Source organism: Halomonas huangheensis, from assembly GCF_001431725.1.
In the GTDB taxonomy this organism is placed as follows: domain Bacteria; phylum Pseudomonadota; class Gammaproteobacteria; order Pseudomonadales; family Halomonadaceae; genus Halomonas; species Halomonas huangheensis.
The window spans coordinates 4,660,568-4,676,471 of record NZ_CP013106.1; the positions used below are offsets into that span (position 1 = coordinate 4,660,568).

General features: G+C 58.3%; 15 protein-coding genes. 5 read left to right on the plus strand and 10 right to left on the minus strand.

Annotated features, from left to right (window positions below; all coding sequences use genetic code 11):
• Positions 1 to 63: 63 nt before the first annotated feature.
• Positions 64 to 1,500, plus strand: a complete 1,437-nt coding sequence (locus AR456_RS20290) for an FAD-binding oxidoreductase (RefSeq protein ID WP_021819432.1) — start codon at positions 64 to 66, stop codon at positions 1,498 to 1,500.
• A gap of 2 nt (positions 1,501 to 1,502) precedes the next feature.
• Here the strand turns inward: AR456_RS20290 and AR456_RS20295 are convergent, their stop codons facing one another.
• From AR456_RS20295 to AR456_RS20315, 6 genes are all read right to left on the minus strand, one after another.
• Positions 1,503 to 3,182, minus strand: coding sequence for an SWIM zinc finger family protein (locus AR456_RS20295; RefSeq protein ID WP_155829283.1), 1,680 nt, complete (start codon positions 3,180 to 3,182; stop codon positions 1,503 to 1,505).
• Positions 3,183 to 3,215: 33 nt separating this feature from the next.
• On the minus strand, positions 3,216 to 3,368 hold the full coding sequence (locus tag AR456_RS21525; protein WP_021819434.1) for a hypothetical protein: 153 nt from the start codon (positions 3,366 to 3,368) through the stop codon (positions 3,216 to 3,218).
• 262 nt (positions 3,369 to 3,630) lie between these two features.
• Positions 3,631 to 4,932 (minus strand): aminotransferase class V-fold PLP-dependent enzyme, encoded by a 1,302-nt coding sequence (locus AR456_RS20300; protein ID WP_021819435.1) that lies wholly within the window; start codon positions 4,930 to 4,932, stop codon positions 3,631 to 3,633.
• A gap of 30 nt (positions 4,933 to 4,962) precedes the next feature.
• Positions 4,963 to 6,456: a tripartite tricarboxylate transporter permease gene (locus AR456_RS20305; protein WP_021819436.1), complete on the minus strand. Its 1,494-nt coding sequence runs from the start codon at positions 6,454 to 6,456 to the stop codon at positions 4,963 to 4,965.
• A gap of 63 nt (positions 6,457 to 6,519) precedes the next feature.
• Positions 6,520 to 6,963, minus strand: a complete 444-nt coding sequence (locus AR456_RS20310; RefSeq protein ID WP_021819437.1) for a tripartite tricarboxylate transporter TctB family protein — start codon at positions 6,961 to 6,963, stop codon at positions 6,520 to 6,522.
• On the minus strand, positions 6,960 to 7,880 hold the full coding sequence (locus AR456_RS20315; RefSeq protein WP_162148482.1) for a tripartite tricarboxylate transporter substrate binding protein: 921 nt from the start codon (positions 7,878 to 7,880) through the stop codon (positions 6,960 to 6,962). The genes AR456_RS20310 and AR456_RS20315 overlap by 4 nt, the downstream gene beginning before the upstream one ends.
• Positions 7,881 to 8,178: 298 nt before the next feature.
• On the opposite strand from AR456_RS20315, the gene AR456_RS20320 reads away from it, so the two are divergent.
• The 4 genes from AR456_RS20320 (at position 8,179) to AR456_RS20335 (ending at position 12,109) form a co-directional block, all read left to right on the plus strand.
• The gene (locus AR456_RS20320) at positions 8,179 to 9,123 is read left to right on the plus strand and encodes a LysR family transcriptional regulator (RefSeq protein ID WP_021819439.1); all 945 of its coding nucleotides are present in this window, start codon (positions 8,179 to 8,181) and stop codon (positions 9,121 to 9,123) included.
• Between the two features lie 90 nt (positions 9,124 to 9,213).
• Entirely contained in the window at positions 9,214 to 10,653 is a 1,440-nt protein-coding gene (gene dcm / locus AR456_RS20325; RefSeq protein WP_021819440.1) for a DNA (cytosine-5-)-methyltransferase, read from the plus strand.
• A 52-nt stretch (positions 10,654 to 10,705) separates the two neighbouring features.
• Positions 10,706 to 11,161, plus strand: a complete 456-nt coding sequence (locus AR456_RS20330; RefSeq protein ID WP_021819441.1) for a very short patch repair endonuclease — start codon at positions 10,706 to 10,708, stop codon at positions 11,159 to 11,161.
• Between the two features lie 228 nt (positions 11,162 to 11,389).
• The gene (locus AR456_RS20335) at positions 11,390 to 12,109 is read left to right on the plus strand and encodes a GntR family transcriptional regulator (protein ID WP_021819442.1); all 720 of its coding nucleotides are present in this window, start codon (positions 11,390 to 11,392) and stop codon (positions 12,107 to 12,109) included.
• Between the two features lie 86 nt (positions 12,110 to 12,195).
• Here AR456_RS20335 and AR456_RS20340 read toward each other — a convergent pair whose 3' ends face one another.
• The 4 genes from AR456_RS20340 to AR456_RS20355 all read right to left on the minus strand — a co-directional run bounded on the left by AR456_RS20340 (position 12,196) and on the right by AR456_RS20355 (position 15,794).
• Positions 12,196 to 13,416, minus strand: a complete 1,221-nt coding sequence (locus AR456_RS20340) for a cysteine desulfurase-like protein (RefSeq protein ID WP_021819443.1) — start codon at positions 13,414 to 13,416, stop codon at positions 12,196 to 12,198.
• Between the two features lie 79 nt (positions 13,417 to 13,495).
• Positions 13,496 to 14,236 carry an amino acid ABC transporter ATP-binding protein gene (locus AR456_RS20345; RefSeq protein ID WP_021819444.1) on the minus strand — a complete coding sequence of 247 codons (741 nt, stop codon included), beginning with the start codon at positions 14,234 to 14,236 and terminating at the stop codon, positions 13,496 to 13,498.
• Position 14,237: 1 nt separating this feature from the next.
• Positions 14,238 to 14,909 (minus strand): amino acid ABC transporter permease, encoded by a 672-nt coding sequence (locus tag AR456_RS20350; protein ID WP_021819445.1) that lies wholly within the window; start codon positions 14,907 to 14,909, stop codon positions 14,238 to 14,240.
• Positions 14,910 to 15,002: 93 nt separating this feature from the next.
• The gene (locus AR456_RS20355; RefSeq protein ID WP_021819446.1) at positions 15,003 to 15,794 is read right to left on the minus strand and encodes a transporter substrate-binding domain-containing protein; all 792 of its coding nucleotides are present in this window, start codon (positions 15,792 to 15,794) and stop codon (positions 15,003 to 15,005) included.
• Positions 15,795 to 15,904 lie beyond the last annotated feature (110 nt).

Sequence of the window (15,904 nt, forward strand, 5' to 3'; positions counted from 1 at the left end):
CGTATCCTGAGGTATGCTGGAGGCAAATATAAATAGCCTGCTTACCACCTCGACGGAGCCCCCATGTCCGCTGCCGACGCATCTCTTGCCGCATCGTCCCCCCCGCATGTGATCCTGCCAGAGCGCCCTTCCGCTCAGGTCATCGCCACGCTGGTCGCGGAACTCGAACCGCTGCTGGGCAAGCGGATTACCACCGCCCAGGGGATTCGTGATCAGCACGGACACGATGAATCCTGGCATCACCCCTCACCGCCGGATGCGGTGTGCTTTCCGCATTCGACCGAGGAAGTCTCGGCGGTGGTCAAGGCCTGTGCGCGGCTGGCCGTGCCGGTGATTCCCTACGGCGTGGGCACCTCGATCGAGGGTCAGGTCATCGCCGTGCGCGGTGGGTTGTGTGTCGATCTATCGGCGATGAACCGGATCATCGAAGTACGCCCCGAGGACATGGACGCCACGCTGCAGCCGGGGGTGACTCGCACCCAGTTGAACACCGACCTGCGCGCCACCGGGCTGTTCTTTTCCGTCGATCCGGGAGCCGATGCCAGCATGGGTGGCATGGCCTCGACCCGCGCCAGCGGCACCAATACCGTGCGCTATGGCACCATTCGCGACAATGTGCTGTCACTGACGGTGGTGATGGCGGATGGCCGTATCGTGCGCACCGGAGGGCGGGCACGCAAGTCTGCGGCAGGTTACGACCTGACTCACCTGATGATCGGTGCCGAGGGCACGCTGGGCATCATCACCGAGTTGACCGTCAAACTGCATGGGCTGCCTGAGGCGATCTCTTCCGCTACCGTGGCCTTCGAGGATGTCGAAGGCGCCGTCAACAGCGTGATTGCCTCGATCCAGTACGGCATCCCCATGGCGCGCATCGAGTTGCTCGACGCGCTGTCGATGCAGGCGGTCAATCGCTTCTCCCACCTCGACTACGCCGAGAAGCCGACACTATTTCTCGAGTTCCACGGCACCCACGCCAGTGTGCGTGAACAGGCCGAGGCGCTGGCCGAGATCTGCAACGACTTCGGCGGCAGCGACTTCGCCTGGGCGACTCGCGAGGAAGACCGTCAGAAGCTGTGGCAGGCGCGCCATGATGCCGCCTACGCCGCCAAGCAACTGCGGCCGGGGATGGAGTTTCTCGCCACTGATATCTGCGTACCGATCTCGAAGCTCGCCGAGTGCATCGAAGCCACCCAGCAGGATGTCAGCGCAACCGGCCTGGTGGCGCCACTGCTGGGCCATGTCGGCGACGGCAACTTCCATCTGGTGGTGGTGATCGATCGCGACAGCGAACAGGAAATCGAGCAGCTCAAGGCCTTCAACGAACGCCTGGTCCAGCGCGCCCTGGCCGCCGGCGGCACCTGCACCGGCGAACACGGCATTGGCCTCGGTAAACGCCACTACATGACCAATGAACACGGCGAGGCACTGAGCGTGATGCGGGCGATCAAGATGGCCCTCGACCCACAGGGCATCATGAACCCGGGCAAGATGGTGTAACGTCACTCAAACCCGGCTTCATCCATATAACCGATGAACTTGCGCTTCTTCTGGTGCACTTCACGCAATTCATCAATCGCATGCCTGAGTGTTTCCTGCTGTGTACTGGTCTTGAGCGTCTTGCGATAACGCTCAAGCAGGCCAATGGCATTGCGATAACCACGGTCATTGGCCTGCTCGACCTCGCCACGAATCAACTGCAGAAACAGCTCCAGACTATCCTCGGGACGATCCTTGAGTCTGGCGAGTAACTGACGAACGGTTGTCGGTGTCGTGTGCCACTGGCGACAGATGGCCAGCGCCGCATCGGTATCACCCTCGGCAAGATGAATTTCCACCAGCTGTGTGGCTTCTCGACAGATGTTGAGCGGGAATCGGGAAGAGCAGGAAATGGTGGATTGCGGCTCCGGCAGTTTCGCACTCAGCCCATCCACAACGCGCTGGCGATACTGGCTATCCAACCGCTGGTAATCACTCAGCTCACGTGTCTGCTGATAGATCCGCCATTGCAGCTCGGCGGCTTCATCAGCCTTTTCCTGGTGCTCCCATAGCGTCACTCTCAGCCTATCGACGTCTGCCTGCCATCTACCAGTGCTGGAGTGGGCCTCATCCGCCAACTCGAGCCAGTGTTCGGCGAGATCCCATGCCTGATGTTCGATACAGTCACGTACCGCATGTATACAATCCATCCGCTGATTGGCGGTCTTGCGATATAGAGAGAGGACAGCTTCCAGATCACCGCGTTGCCGGGCATCTTCCAGCAAGGGATCACGTATCCGAGAGAAACGAAATGTCAGGCTCCAATCACTACCGGCAGGGGGCTTCGGTAGCGCATCCCACTGCTGGCGCAGAATGGCAAGAAAAGCCGCCATCCCTTCATCGCCCAGCACCTCACGATAGGCCTCGGGAATCGGCGCGTACCAGTCCTCCCTTTCTCGGCCATCATGGGCAAATGAAAGTTCATGGAGATATTGCGCCTTGTGCTGTGCAGACCAATCGAGGCGCTGCATGGCTTCGATGTGCAATTCCTTGAGTGTTCCCTCGCAATGCAGTCGGAAACCGCCGGAATCATCAATGGTCTCAAGCGCACGGTACAAGCGAGTCTGGGCGTAATCGACCAGCTTCAACAGTTGCTCAGGGGACAATAGCGGCGCCTGGCTTTCCAGCAGGTCCATAAGCGGCTCGGCACGCGAGAAATACGTGCTCACCTGCGCATATCGGAACAGCCCATCACGGGGAAAAGGAAAGGCCGCCGTAATGCGCTTCTTCAGCTCGGCGGGCGCAATCGCCGCTTCAACCGTACTCTCCCTGGCAACAGCCTTTCCGCCAACACTTTTCCCGGAAGAACTCTTCTCAGCCGGAGCCTCAACAGGCTCTCCATTCAGTTCGGCACGATAGGCCAGGGCGGCAGCCACACAATGCTTACAGAAATCGAAGCCGCCCGACGCCGGGCAGATACAGACACCATCCAGGCCATTGCGGCTCAGCGTCAGATCAGCACGATAGACCTGGCTGCCATCCACTACAGCAACGATACGACTTCCGGTTCGATCAAGATCGCGTACCCGTCCCTGACGGTAGTATTTTTCTCCCCGCGCAAAAGCCCCCCCACCGGCCAGGCGGGCCAGGTGCTTATCGGACAGGAACGACATTTCCTCGTCATGGGTCATAGGGTCAATCAACTCGGCTCTCGATTGTGTTTCATCTCGTTTGTTTCACTTACCGCAACCTTCTTGTTCTTCGCTCGCCAGCATGTTCATGATCAAGCGAATCATGGTGTCCTTGTTGGTGGGATCGGACTCGGCCAACAGACCCTCATCATAGCGTTGCAGCAGAAAGGTCTGCGCATAGCGGCTGACGATATCCACCAGGCCACGCCCACTGGCGAACTATCCGGAAATCCCGGAGAGTTGCCTCGCGCTCCAGCTAGACGTTGTTATAGATATTTTCCATGAGGATAGCACTGAGGGTGTCTCCTCTACGGTCGATTCACCGGGGCAGGCTTATCACGGCGAAATCCAGCACATATCGATACTATCGACATGACAAGGCCACGTGTCGATAGAAGCAGATTCCATCGACACGTGGCCTTGAAGCGTTATCGCTCCAGTTATTGCACTACTTATTGCACTACCGAGCCGCCAGAATCTCCTTCAATGCCGCCAGACACTGGTCTACTTCGTCGAAGGTGTTGTAGTGGGCCAGTGAGATGCGCGTTACCGACGGCAGTCCCAGCGGGCGCAGGATATTACCGGAGAAGGTGTCGTCCTTGCGGGCATGCACGCGGATGCCGTGCTCGTCGAGCCGGGCGACGATCTCCACCGCATCACGCCCTTCCACCGCGAAGGACACCACGCCTTCCCGCCATGGGGAGTCGGCTTCGCCGATCAGACGCACGCCGGGTAGTCGGGCCAGGCCATCCAGGTTTTCGGTGCCGTGAATCACTCGGGTGGTCAGGGCGATTTCCTGGGCGTGCATGGCGCGTGCGGCGGCCAGCAGGCGTTCGCGACGTGATGTCGCCTCGCTGAAATGCCCGCCCAGCCATGCCAGATAGTCGACCATCTCGCTGACGGCGGCGAAGGCTGCCGGGTCACGGCTTCCCAGTTCCCAGGCGTCGTCCGGCTTGCCCAGCAAACGGTCGTGATCCACGCGGCTGAGCCGGGGTGACAGCCACGCATAGCCGTTGTTGAAGTGGCAGAAGGTCTTGTACATCGACACCACATAGCCATCGACGCCGTAATCGGCCACGTCGATATCGCCGTGCGGGGCATGCTGAATGCCATCGACGATGATGTAGCAATCCGGGGCAACGGCTCGAATGGCGGCGGCGATGGCGGCAACGTCCTGGGCCATGCCGGTGACCGGACTGGTGTGCAGGATGCTGGCGACGCGGGTATCCGCTCGCACCACCCTGGCATAGTGCTCGGCGGTTACACGGCCACTGCTGGTATCGAACGGCACCGTCAACCATTCACGACCGGTACGTCGTGCCCATTGGGCAGTACCGTCGAAGCTGGAGGGATGCTCCAGTTCACAGGCGACGATGCTGCCACCTTCCGCAGCCGCTGTGGCGGCGGCACGAATCAGGCGAAACAGGCATTCGCTGCCGGTCTCGCCGCTGATGATCACACCGTCCTCGGCACCGAAGAACTCACGCAGTGCCTCGCGCCCGTCCTCAACCCGTTGCTCGATGGCCCGTGAGGCGTCGTTGTCACGGTGCGCGTTGTCCGGCACGGCGGCGATCTCCGCCACACGTTGCACAACGGCCTTGAGGGTCAGTGAACCACCGGCATTCTCGAAGAACACGCGCTTGCCGGTATAGGGGCACTGCTCGACATGATGAAAGCGCTCGCGGATCGCGCTCAATAACTCGCCGGAAATGCCATCGCTCAGCGTATCGGGCTGTGCGACCCGGTCAGGGGGTGTTGTCATGTTGTCAGCTCCAGCATCCAGAAGGAAAAATCACGCAACGGCGCCCTGACGCTGTCGCCAGCGACGCCACAGCGGAATGACCAAAGCCAGCACCACCAGCAGGCACAGCGCCAGTGATAGCGGGCGGGTGAAGAAGGTGGTGATATCCCACTGGGAAATCTGCATCGCGCGGCGGAAGTTGACCTCCAGAATCGGTCCGAGGATCAAGGCGATGACCAGCGGTGCGGCGGGATAGCGCCAGCGCTCCATGAAGTAGCCCAGCAAGCCGCAGCCGACCGCCAGCCACACATCAAACATCTCGTTACGCAGCGCGTAGGTACCGACCACGCTGAACAGCAGGATCAGCGGGCCAAGCACGGCTCCCGGCACGCGCGTGACCTGAACCATATAGCGACACAGCCACAAGCCGAGCACGGCAAACATCAGATTGGCGAACAGCAGAGACACGATCAGGGTGTAGGTGCTCTCGGCATGCTGAGTGAACAGCGAGGGGCCGGGAATCATGCCGTGAATTGTCAGGCCACCGACAAAGACGGCGGTGACGGCATTGCCGGGAATCCCCAGCGTCAGTGTCGGAATCAGGGTGCCGCCGGTCACCGCATTGTTGGCCGCCTCCGACGCCGCTACGCCTTCGATCTCACCCTTGCCGAAATTCTCGGGGTTGGGCGCGTGACGGCGCGCTTCGTTGTAGGAGATGAAGGCCGCGATGCTGGTCCCGGCACCCGGCAGAATACCGACAATCGAGCCGATCACCGAGGAACGACACAAGGTGCGAAAGCAGCGCTTGAGGTCGGCCCAGTACGGCAGATTGCGACCCGCCAGGCGCTGGGCCTTTCCCGACAGCACTCCGCCACTGCGCGGAATACACAGGTTGAAGGCCTGGGATACCGAGAACAGGCCGATCAATACCGGCAGCAGCGGTACGCCATCGAACAGTTCACTGCGACCGAAGGTGTAGCGCTGTTCGCCGGTGAAGGCATCGAGGCCCACGGTGGCCAGAATCAACCCCAGCGCCGCCGCCAATACGCCCTTCACTGGTCGCTCGGACACCACCCCGACAATCGTCACCAGGCCGAAGATGGCCAGCCAGGTGTATTCCTGCGGGCCGAAGGCCAGTGCGACCTTCGACAAGGGCGGTGCGATGGCCAGCAGCACGAAGACACTGACCAGGCCGCCGAACAGCGATGCCAGGGTCGCCATGCCGATCGCCTCGCCACCTCGTCCCGCCACCGCCATCGGATAGCCATCCAGCGCCGTGGCAATCGAGGCATCGGTGCCGGGGGTTCGCAGCAGAATCGCCGTTACCGAGCCTCCGTAGACCGAGCTGACATACACGGCACCAAGCAGGATCAGTGCCAGCTCCGGCGGCATATTGAAGGTAATGGGGATGCACAGTGCCACCCCCATGGTCGAGGAAAGCCCCGGCAGGGAGCCGATCAGAATGCCGGCCAGAGTGCCCAACACCAGCGTCAACAATGCCGCGGGCGCCACCACATTGGCGAAGGCCGTTACCAGGATATCCATGCAATAGTCCTAATTTCTACAGGCTGGGTTACAGGCCCGGTTTGCTGCAGGTTCAACTCAGACTCAGCTTGCCAGCAGCCCCATCGGCAGCGGTACCGCCAGTAGGTAAGCGAAGACGAGATAGAGGATCAGCGTAAAGCCGCAGGCCAGCATCACTGCCGCCAGCCAACTCAGGCGTGCCAGTACTTTCAGGGTGAAGAGCAGAAACAGCGGCACCACGATAAAGGTGCCCAACGGCTCCATCAGCGCCAGCAGGGCCAACAGCCCCAGGCACCACAACCCCATGCGCTGGCGGTCGAAGGGTGTCGGTTGCTCCCCGTCCTCCCTCCGGGCCGCCTCCCCGCGGCAGGTCAGCGCCAGCCAGCCACAGGCCAGCAAACCCAGGCCGCCGCTGATGAGCGGGAAGACTCCCGCATCACCACGCATGTTCCAGCCCACCACCATCACCGCGAAGCAGGCGACGGCAGCAACCAACGTCACCAGCCGATCAATGCGATACAGTGTCATTGTTCAATCCACGGTTCCTGATCCCAGATCGCCTTGAGACGATCATGGCTATCCTTCAGGGATTGCGCATATTCCTCGCCGTAGATCGGCTCCAGCGGCATGTTGAGCCGTGCCAGCTCCGCCTCGAATTCAGGGTTCTCGATCACCTGCTGCGTTACGTCGAGCAGGCGCTGGTAGACCTCATCCGGTACCCCCGCCGGCAACGCCAGTCCGCGCGAGGCAGAGGACACCACGTCATAGCCCAGCTCTTCGCCGGTCGGCACATCGGGAATCGCTTCCATCCGCTGGTTCGACCACACCGCCAGGCCGCGAACGGCGCCATCATTGATATGCGCGGCGGCTTCCGACATGTTGCCCTCGAAGGCATCGATATGCCCGCCGAGCAGAGCGGCGGTCGCCTCGGCATTGCCATTGAAGGATACGAAGTTGAGTTCGATACCGGCATCGCCGGCAAAGTTGAGTGCGGCAAGGTGGTCATCACCGCCGACGCCTTCGTGGGAAACGGTGACCGAACGTGGCTCGGCCTCCACCGCCTCGACCAGATCATCCAGCGTCTGCCAGGGACTGTCTGCGGCGACGGCCAGCACGCCGGGATCGGTGACGACATTGGCCAGCGGCTGAAGGTCATCCATGCTGTAACCGACCGTCTCGGCACGGGTGAAGGGATGTGTTTCCACCGACGGGGAATTGATCAGACCGATGGTATAGCCGTCCGGGTCGGAGTTGGCCAGATACACCCAGCCCAACTCACCGCCCGCGCCAGGCTTGTTGACCACCACGACACGCTGGCCCAGTTGTTCCTCGGCATATTTGGCAAAGATCCTCGCCATGGTGTCGGTGCTGCCACCGGCGCCATAGGCCACGATCATCTGAATGGGTTTGCTCGGGTAATCCTCGGCCAGAGCGGACTGGGACATCCCCAGCGCCAGACCGAACGCGGCCAGCGCCACGCTTCCATGTTTTATAAACGAATGCTTTATGAATGAGTGTTTTACACGTCCGCGTTGCATGAATGGAAGCTGCATGGTGATGACTCTCCTTATTGGCGTTATTCGAGTGGCCTGCCGGTGAACAGCAAGTGCGACAGACCACCAGTGAGTCTTCCAGGCTGCAGGTAGCTACAGCGTCAAATCACTATAGAAGTCTTGCAAAGATGAAAAAAAGCGAATTAATTTCATCCTTATACATTCATAAAATTCACCAACGGTGACCTTCATGCTGACGCTCAAACAGCTGGAAAGCTTTGTGCAGATCGTTGAGCTGGGCACCTTCGAGCGTGCCGCTCAGCGCCTGAACACCACGCCTTCGACCATCTCCAAGCGTATCGCCGAACTCGAGGAGACCACCGGGCTGACACTGTTCGACCGCTCCCGACGTGGCGCCCAACTGACCGATGACGGCGAGCAGTTGCTCGAACACGCCATGGCCACCGTGCAGCAGGCCCAGCGCATTCTCGAGCTCAAGCACCAGCCCTCTCAGCTGCATCGCATCCGGTTGGGCTTTACCGACCTCACCGCACTGACCTGGCTACCGGGGTTCCTGGCATCTTTTACCGAACAGCGGCCCGATGTGCGCCTCGATATCAACATCGACATGAGCCGCACCCTGTACCAGCTGTTTCAGGATGGTGAACTCGATCTGGTAGTGATTCCGGGAGATCAGCAGGCCTTTGCCCAGCCGGGTACCGAATCGCGGCTGGTCGGCGAAGTGGAAATGGCCTTCATGGCGCGCAAGGGACTGGTGAAGCAACCGCGCCCGGTGGAATTGCGGGCATTGGATGGCTACACCCTGATCGGCCAGGGCAAGCGCTCGGGCTTCGCCCAACAGGTCAATCGCTGGCTGCACCAGCAGGGGGTGGTGGGATCGACACTGACCGCCGATAACCTGCTTGCGCTGGTCGGACTGGTCACCGCTGGTCAGGGCATCAGTGTGCTGCCATACCGCTGTGTCGCGGGCCTGGCCGGGAACCATGCTCTGGAGGTCATCGATACGCAGCCACCGCTACCGCGCATCGGCTACTATGCGGTGTTTCACGACGGTTCACGACTCAAGCTGATGGAGAGCCTGGCCCAACGGCTGGCGGAAGCGGCGGATTTTACCCAACCGTTCTTTCTGATTGGATCTGCCTCCCACAATCAGCAAAAAACCCCATCACCTTGATCGTGACAGGCCTGGCATTGGCCGTCAGCCTGAAATAAACTGGTCGTTATAGTGACTTTTCATCACAGATTTGGCCCAGAGAAGATGCCCATGGCGCTGCTGTCCGACATCAATGCTCCCCAGCGAGAACAGTCCCAGTCTTCGCCCTATGAACGCCTCAGCGAACGCGAACTGCTCGAGCGAGTGTTGGAAGTCTACGACCAGGGTCGTATCGCCGAAGCTCTGGCAGAAGCAGACCCCGGCAACTGGTGCCGTGAAACCGTCAATCGTTGGGTCAAGGGCAAGGCTTCGCCCCGGGTCACCAGAGCAGCATGGCAGAAGCTGGTCTCGATGCTACCGGCACCGCCGGTGAATCATCGCCAGGCTGACTTTCGTTTTATCGACCTCTTCGCCGGTATCGGCGGTATACGCAAGGGCTTCGAGGCCATCGGCGGCGAGTGTGTGTTCACCTCTGAGTGGGACAAGTACGCGGTACGCACCTACAAGGCCAATCACTTCTGTGATCCTGTCCGCCACCGTTTCAATCATGATATCCGCGATATCACTCTGTCCGCGCGCACCGATGTCGATGAGGACACCGCCTACCGCCACATCGACCGCGAGATTCCCGATCATGATGTGCTGCTGGCGGGCTTTCCCTGCCAGCCATTCTCTCTGGCCGGCGTATCGAAGAAGAACTCGCTGGGGCGCAAGCACGGTTTCGAGTGCGATGCCCAGGGCACACTGTTCTTCGATGTAGCGCGAATCATCGCCGCCAAGCGGCCAGCCGCCTTCCTGCTCGAGAACGTCAAGAACCTCAAGAGTCACGATAAGGGCAAGACGTTTCGCATCATCTGCGAGACCCTCGATGAACTGGGCTACGAGGTTGCCGATGTGGATGCTCCACGCAGCCGCGACCCCAAGGTCATCGATGCACGACATTTTGTGCCCCAGCATCGCGAGCGCATCGTGCTGGTCGGCTTCCGCCGCGACCTCGGTGTCCATCAGGGCTTTACCCTCAAGGATCTCGACAAGGTCATCCCCAAGCGGCGCCCAACCTTCGGCGAGTTGCTGGACAGCGAGGTCGACAGCAAGTACATCCTGACGCCCAAGCTGTGGGAGTACCTGTACAAGTACGCCCAGAAGCACCGTGAAAAGGGCAACGGATTCGGCTTCGGTCTTACCGGCCCCCATGATGTGGCACGCACACTGTCGGCGCGCTATCACAAGGATGGCTCGGAGATTCTGGTCGATCGTGGCTATGACGAGAACCTGCCCTTCCACGGCGAGCGTAACCAGCGTAACCGGCCGCGCCGCCTGACTCCCCAGGAGTGTGCAAGGTTGATGGGCTTCGACCAGCCAGGTGAATCGAACTTTGTGATTCCGGTCTCGGATACCCAGGCCTATCGCCAGTTCGGCAACTCGGTGGTGGTGCCGGTGTTCGCCGCCGTGGCACAACTGATGCACGAGCGGATCGTCGCGGCCCGAGAGAAGACGCGCCAGCGCGTCGAGGCCGAAGTACCGCAATTGGAAATGCCGCTGAGCCTGTAATCGCCAGGCGTACTCACTGGCCAGGCTGGCTCGCAGCAGCCCGGGATTCACCATGGCCGAGAAGATTACCCCGCAAACCCGCTCGCGGATGATGTCATCAATTCGTGGGCGCGATACCCAACCGGAGCTGGAGCTGCGGCGCTTTCTGCATGCCGAGGGATATCGCTTTCGGCTGCAGCGTCGTGATCTACCGGGCCGGCCCGATCTGGTGCTGCCGCGCTATCGCCTCGCCGTCTTCGTTCACGGCTGCTTCTGGCATCGTCATCCCGGTTGCCACTACTGCTCTACTCCAGCCACCCGGGCCGAGTTCTGGCAGCAGAAGTTCGCCGACAACATCGCCCGCGACCAGCGCAACCAGCAGGCGCTGGAGCGCCTCGGCTGGCGAGTACTGGTGGTGTGGGAATGCGGCTTCAAACACTGCCTGGAGCGCCTCGATGAAATCCCGCTGTTGATCGAAGCGGTCAACCAGCTCCAGCAGTGGCCATATCAGCCGCCACGGCTGAATTGAAGACGAGTCACACGTACTCGTCTCCTGTATATATGTATACAACCTAGAAAACACTTGAGTTTATATTGTTTTAAGTGGCCAATTACTTCCAGAAAATACTACTAAAATTGAGCGGCATTCAACGTCCTTATGTTCTATCATTGTCACGGATTCGCCATATAGAACTATTTAGTTTCACCTAGTAGATTCATTCAGCCAGATGGCTGCATTACGAGGCAAAAGAACACCATGAAACAGGACAGCTCTCCAGCCTCATCACCCAACTCTGACGCTTTGGCTGAAGACCTGGTGTATGACCGTATTGTCGATGCCTTGATCGACAAGAATCTACGCCCGGGTGAGCGCTTGAATGAGGCTAAGTTGGCGAATGCCTTCAATACACCAAGAAGTCGAGTAAGGCGCGCTCTAAACCGTCTCATGAACGAGCGTCTGGTGCGCTTCGAGATGCATCGCGGTGCCTTTGTCTCGTTGCCTTCCATCAAGGAAGCTTACGATGTCTTCGAAACAAGGCTGCATATCGAGGCTGCCGTGGCACGCATTGCCTGTGAGCGTATCAATAGCGACGGCATTGCCACGCTACGAGAGCACCTGCAACTCGAGCACGAGGTTTACGACGACCACCGGCCCAGCGTCAATCGCATATCAGGCGACTTCCATGTCCTGCTGGCAGAATTGACCGGCAATGAAGAGCTGACCGCAATTGTGCGTCCAATCATTCGCCGCTTCTGCATTATCCAGTCCCTCTATGAGCGTTCCTCCGGAGTGCTATGCCTTACTCATGAACATGGCACTCTTGTCGATTTGATCGAGGCTGGAGATGCAGAAGCAGCGGCGACGGAAATGATGGAGCATTGCAAACATATTTTCTATAGTCTTGATTTGTCGGAAAAACGTCGCTCAGAAGCCAACATCTACGGCATTGGTGAAGACAACCTCAACAAACAATGACTCATTCAATAAAAATATTGAGGTCGCCAGAAAAGGCGCCTTGATTCGGCGCCTCTACGTTACTGCTGTCATCAGTAAGTATGATATTACATGGCATCGTCCAGCGCCTTTATCAAGCGATCGACTTCATCAAAGTTGTTGTAATGCACCATGGACATTCGTACCACACCGTTGATTTTCATCAAACCAAGATCTTCCGCAAGACGCCGAGCGTAGAAGTCACCATAACGAATTCCCACCATGCTTTCATCGACCTTACTGACAATTTCATCCGATTTCCGACCATCGACGGTAAAGCTTACCGTCGATACACGGTGTTCGATATCGGCATCATCACGCCCAATAATCCTGACTCCTTTCCTGGTTTTCAGGTAACTCAGTAGACGCTCAGTTAGTCTCGCTTCATGTTCAGCGATATTGGCGAATGTACTGCGTAGCCTATCCCGAGGGTCATCGCTCTCAACAGCCCCCAGCCCCAGCAAATAGTCGAGGATACCCGTGCAGGCGTAGGTGAGTTCGTAGTTGGGATTGCCTGGCTCAACCTTGCCGGGAATCTGGTCGCGGGTGAAGAAGTGGTGATAGATATTGTCGAGCTCCAGCAGACACTCCTTCTTCGCATAGAGTACCGCGTGGTGAGGACCGAAAACCTTGTAAAGACTGAAGCCGTAGTAATCCACATCCCAGTCCTGGACATCAATGATTCGATGAGGCGCAAATGCCACGCCATCGACGCAGAGCCGTGCACCGTATTCATGGACGAGGGTAGCGATCTGCTTGACCGGATTAATGGTGCCCAGCAGGTTTGATACATGGGCGATACACACCAGTCGCGTACGATCCGTGAGTAGGCCACGCAGGTCATCGAGCTCCAGTTCAAGGCTTTGCGGGTTACAGTTCCAGAATCGGATGGTGGCTCCACTGCGCTCGGCGAGGCGAACCCAGGGACCGACATGGCTTTCATGGTCAGTATTGGTGACGATTATCTCGTCACCAGCCGCAAACTGACTGGTCATGGCATCAGCCAGCAGACGGAACTGAATGGTGGAGCTGGGCCCGAACACCAGTTCCTCGACGTGGCGTGCATTGACCAAAGTGGCGACAGCCTGGCGCCCGGCATTGACCTTGTCCCGCGCATGCTGGCTAGGCGCATAGCTTGCTCCCAGCTGCACATTGTCACCGAGTAGGTAGTCACTGATTCGCTCTACAACTACCCGTGGAACCTGGGCACCACCCGCGTTATCCATGAACACCCAGTCACTGTTCAGCGAGGGAAACTGCGATCTGACGAGGTTGATATCAAGGGTCATGTATTCATCCTATTATTGTCACTGGCCGCCAGACTATGCCCAGCAGTGCCAAAATACGTATCAATAACGTCCAGGTATTTCAGTGCTCCAGCACCGACTTCAAGAACGCTTGAGTACGTGGCTCCTGTGGCTTGCTGAAGATCAACTCCGGCGCGCCTTCCTCAACTACCTGGCCGGCCTCCATGAAGATGATCCGGTCGGCCACATGGCGGGCAAAGCCCATCTCGTGGGTGACCAGCAACATGGTCACACCTGTATCAGCCAGCGTCTTGATGACGTCCAGTACTTCACCCACCATTTCCGGGTCCAGCGCTGAGGTAGGCTCATCAAACAACAGCACACGGGGTTCGTTGGCCAACGCACGCGCAATGCCAACCCGTTGCTGCTGCCCACCGGAAAGCGCCCCGGGGTATTTGTGCATCTGCTCAGCAATACCGACCTTTTCCAGCAACTCCTTAGCTCTATCTTCTGCCTGTTCGCGACTCATGCCCCGCACCCGGATCGGGCCCAGGGTAATGTTTTCCAACACTGTCATGTTGGGAAACAGGTTGAAGCTCTGGAACACCATACCTACATCCTTGCGCACTTCGATCAGTTCAGGCCCTGGCTGTACTCGAATACGGTCGACATAAATATCCCCCTGTTCGTAGGGCTCCAAATAGTTTATGCAGCGAATCAGCGTCGACTTACCGGAGCCTGATGGTCCGAGAATGGCAACGACTTCCCCTTGGGCAATCTCCAGGCTGATGTCCTTCAGTGCATGAAAATTACCGTAGTACTTGTTGATCTGTTGCAGAGACACAATGCCTTGGGTGCTCATGTCATATCCTCCCTTGGGCGAAGCGACGTTCGAGCAGACCTACCAGACGTACCAGTGGCAGGAGTACGGCCAGATAGAGTAGGGCCACCCCGATCAAGGGCGTCGGATTTGCCGCCAACGCCTGGGCTTGGGTGGCTTGCTTGAGAAGATCAGGCATGGCAACCACCGAGGCCAGTGCCGTGTCTTTCATCACATTGATGCAATTACTGGTAAGCGGCGGAATGATCAGGCGAAAGGCCTGGGGCAACACCACGTCACACATCACCCGATACTGGCTCAGGCCAATCGACTGGGCTGCCTCGAATTGTCCCCTGGGCACAGCTTCGATCCCGGCACGATAGATCTCGGCGGCATAGGCACTGGAGATCATCGACAAGGCTGTGCATGCCGCAGCGAAAGGCGACAGGGTGATACCCATGAATGGCAACGCGTAATAGACGATTACCAACCACACCAGAACCGGCAATGAACGGAAGATATCGATATAGGCAATGGTGACAATACGCACCACCAGCGGCCCATAGAGCCTGAGCAGCGCCAGCACCAGGCCACCTATCAGGCCAATCAGAATGCTCAGAAAGCCCAATACCAGGGTTTTGCCGAGCCCCTGCAACAACATCGGGAGTGTGCGCACGAACACATCCCAATTCAGGAAGGTCTGGACGAGATCCATGAAGCTTGTCTCCACCACCTGCACGAAAGGAATAGCGCGGCATGTTAGCCGCGCCCGAAGTTGCACTGTCGATTACTGAGTAACCGGCGTGGATTACTGGGCAACTGGCATGTCACGCACCTGCACGGTGCTGGTCGTCGCCTCAGCCTCGGCACCAAACCATTTCTGATGCAACTCAGCGACGAAGCCCTCTTCTTTCAAGGTGGAGATAACATCACTGGCACGTGCCGCCAGCTCAGAGTTTTTGGCAAACATCATCGAGTACTGTTCACCGCTGGGGATTCGCTCTACGACCTGAAGCTGAGGCTTGTCGCGGACGTAGTACTGTACGGCGGGAATATCCGAGATATAGGCTTGCAGGCGGCCACTGGTGAGATCAAGCATGGCCGGTTGAAGGCCTTCATAACGACGGATTTCAGCGAAGCCATACTCCTGCTGATGCTCGGTGGCCCAGATATCACCTGTCGAACCGGTATCAACACCGATGACCTTGCCGTCGAGATCCGCCAGACCGGTGACTCCGGTATCAACGCTGGTAGCCAAGGATTGATCACTGTCGTAGTAGGGCTGAGCAAAGGACACCGACTGCAGACGCTCAGCGGTGATGGTAATCGATGATACCGCGACATCAATGCGCCCAGACTGCACCGCAGAGAACAAACCATTAAAGGGAATGTTGTTGATAGCTACTTCGTCATAGCCGAGACGACTACCGACTTCATTGACAAGATCGATCTCGAAACCGACATAGTCACCATCGGAGTCCTGAAACTCCCAGGGCAAGTTTCCGATATTTGCACCTACATTGAGGGTTTCGGCGTAGACAGTACTGGAACTCACGAGTGCTGCCAGAGAGAGAGTCAGTGCTAGAGAGATTTTCTTCATGGAATTGTCCTTCATTGTTATCGTTGTACATATCTTCTGTGATGCGTCACTTTTCTGTACGTCGTTGTTGTTGCGTATTATTGTTACGTATTGTTGTTATAAATCGATAT

Excerpts from the sequence above, each read along its gene's own strand:
- AR456_RS20290 (WP_021819432.1), top strand. The coding sequence starts at position 64 with ATGTCCGCTGCCGACGCATCTCTTGCCGCATCGTCCCCCCCGCATGTG.
- AR456_RS20300 (WP_021819435.1), bottom strand. The coding sequence starts at position 4,932 with ATGACAACACCCCCTGACCGGGTCGCACAGCCCGATACGCTGAGCGAT.
- AR456_RS20305 (WP_021819436.1), bottom strand. The coding sequence starts at position 6,456 with ATGGATATCCTGGTAACGGCCTTCGCCAATGTGGTGGCGCCCGCGGCA.
- AR456_RS20310 (WP_021819437.1), bottom strand. The coding sequence starts at position 6,963 with ATGACACTGTATCGCATTGATCGGCTGGTGACGTTGGTTGCTGCCGTC.
- AR456_RS20315 (WP_162148482.1), bottom strand. The coding sequence starts at position 7,880 with ATGTCCCAGTCCGCTCTGGCCGAGGATTACCCGAGCAAACCCATTCAG.
- AR456_RS20320 (WP_021819439.1), top strand. The coding sequence starts at position 8,179 with ATGCTGACGCTCAAACAGCTGGAAAGCTTTGTGCAGATCGTTGAGCTG.
- dcm (WP_021819440.1), top strand. The coding sequence starts at position 9,214 with ATGGCGCTGCTGTCCGACATCAATGCTCCCCAGCGAGAACAGTCCCAG.
- AR456_RS20330 (WP_021819441.1), top strand. The coding sequence starts at position 10,706 with ATGGCCGAGAAGATTACCCCGCAAACCCGCTCGCGGATGATGTCATCA.
- AR456_RS20335 (WP_021819442.1), top strand. The coding sequence starts at position 11,390 with ATGAAACAGGACAGCTCTCCAGCCTCATCACCCAACTCTGACGCTTTG.
- AR456_RS20340 (WP_021819443.1), bottom strand. The coding sequence starts at position 13,416 with ATGACCCTTGATATCAACCTCGTCAGATCGCAGTTTCCCTCGCTGAAC.
- AR456_RS20345 (WP_021819444.1), bottom strand. The coding sequence starts at position 14,236 with ATGAGCACCCAAGGCATTGTGTCTCTGCAACAGATCAACAAGTACTAC.
- AR456_RS20350 (WP_021819445.1), bottom strand. The coding sequence starts at position 14,909 with ATGGATCTCGTCCAGACCTTCCTGAATTGGGATGTGTTCGTGCGCACA.
- AR456_RS20355 (WP_021819446.1), bottom strand. The coding sequence starts at position 15,794 with ATGAAGAAAATCTCTCTAGCACTGACTCTCTCTCTGGCAGCACTCGTG.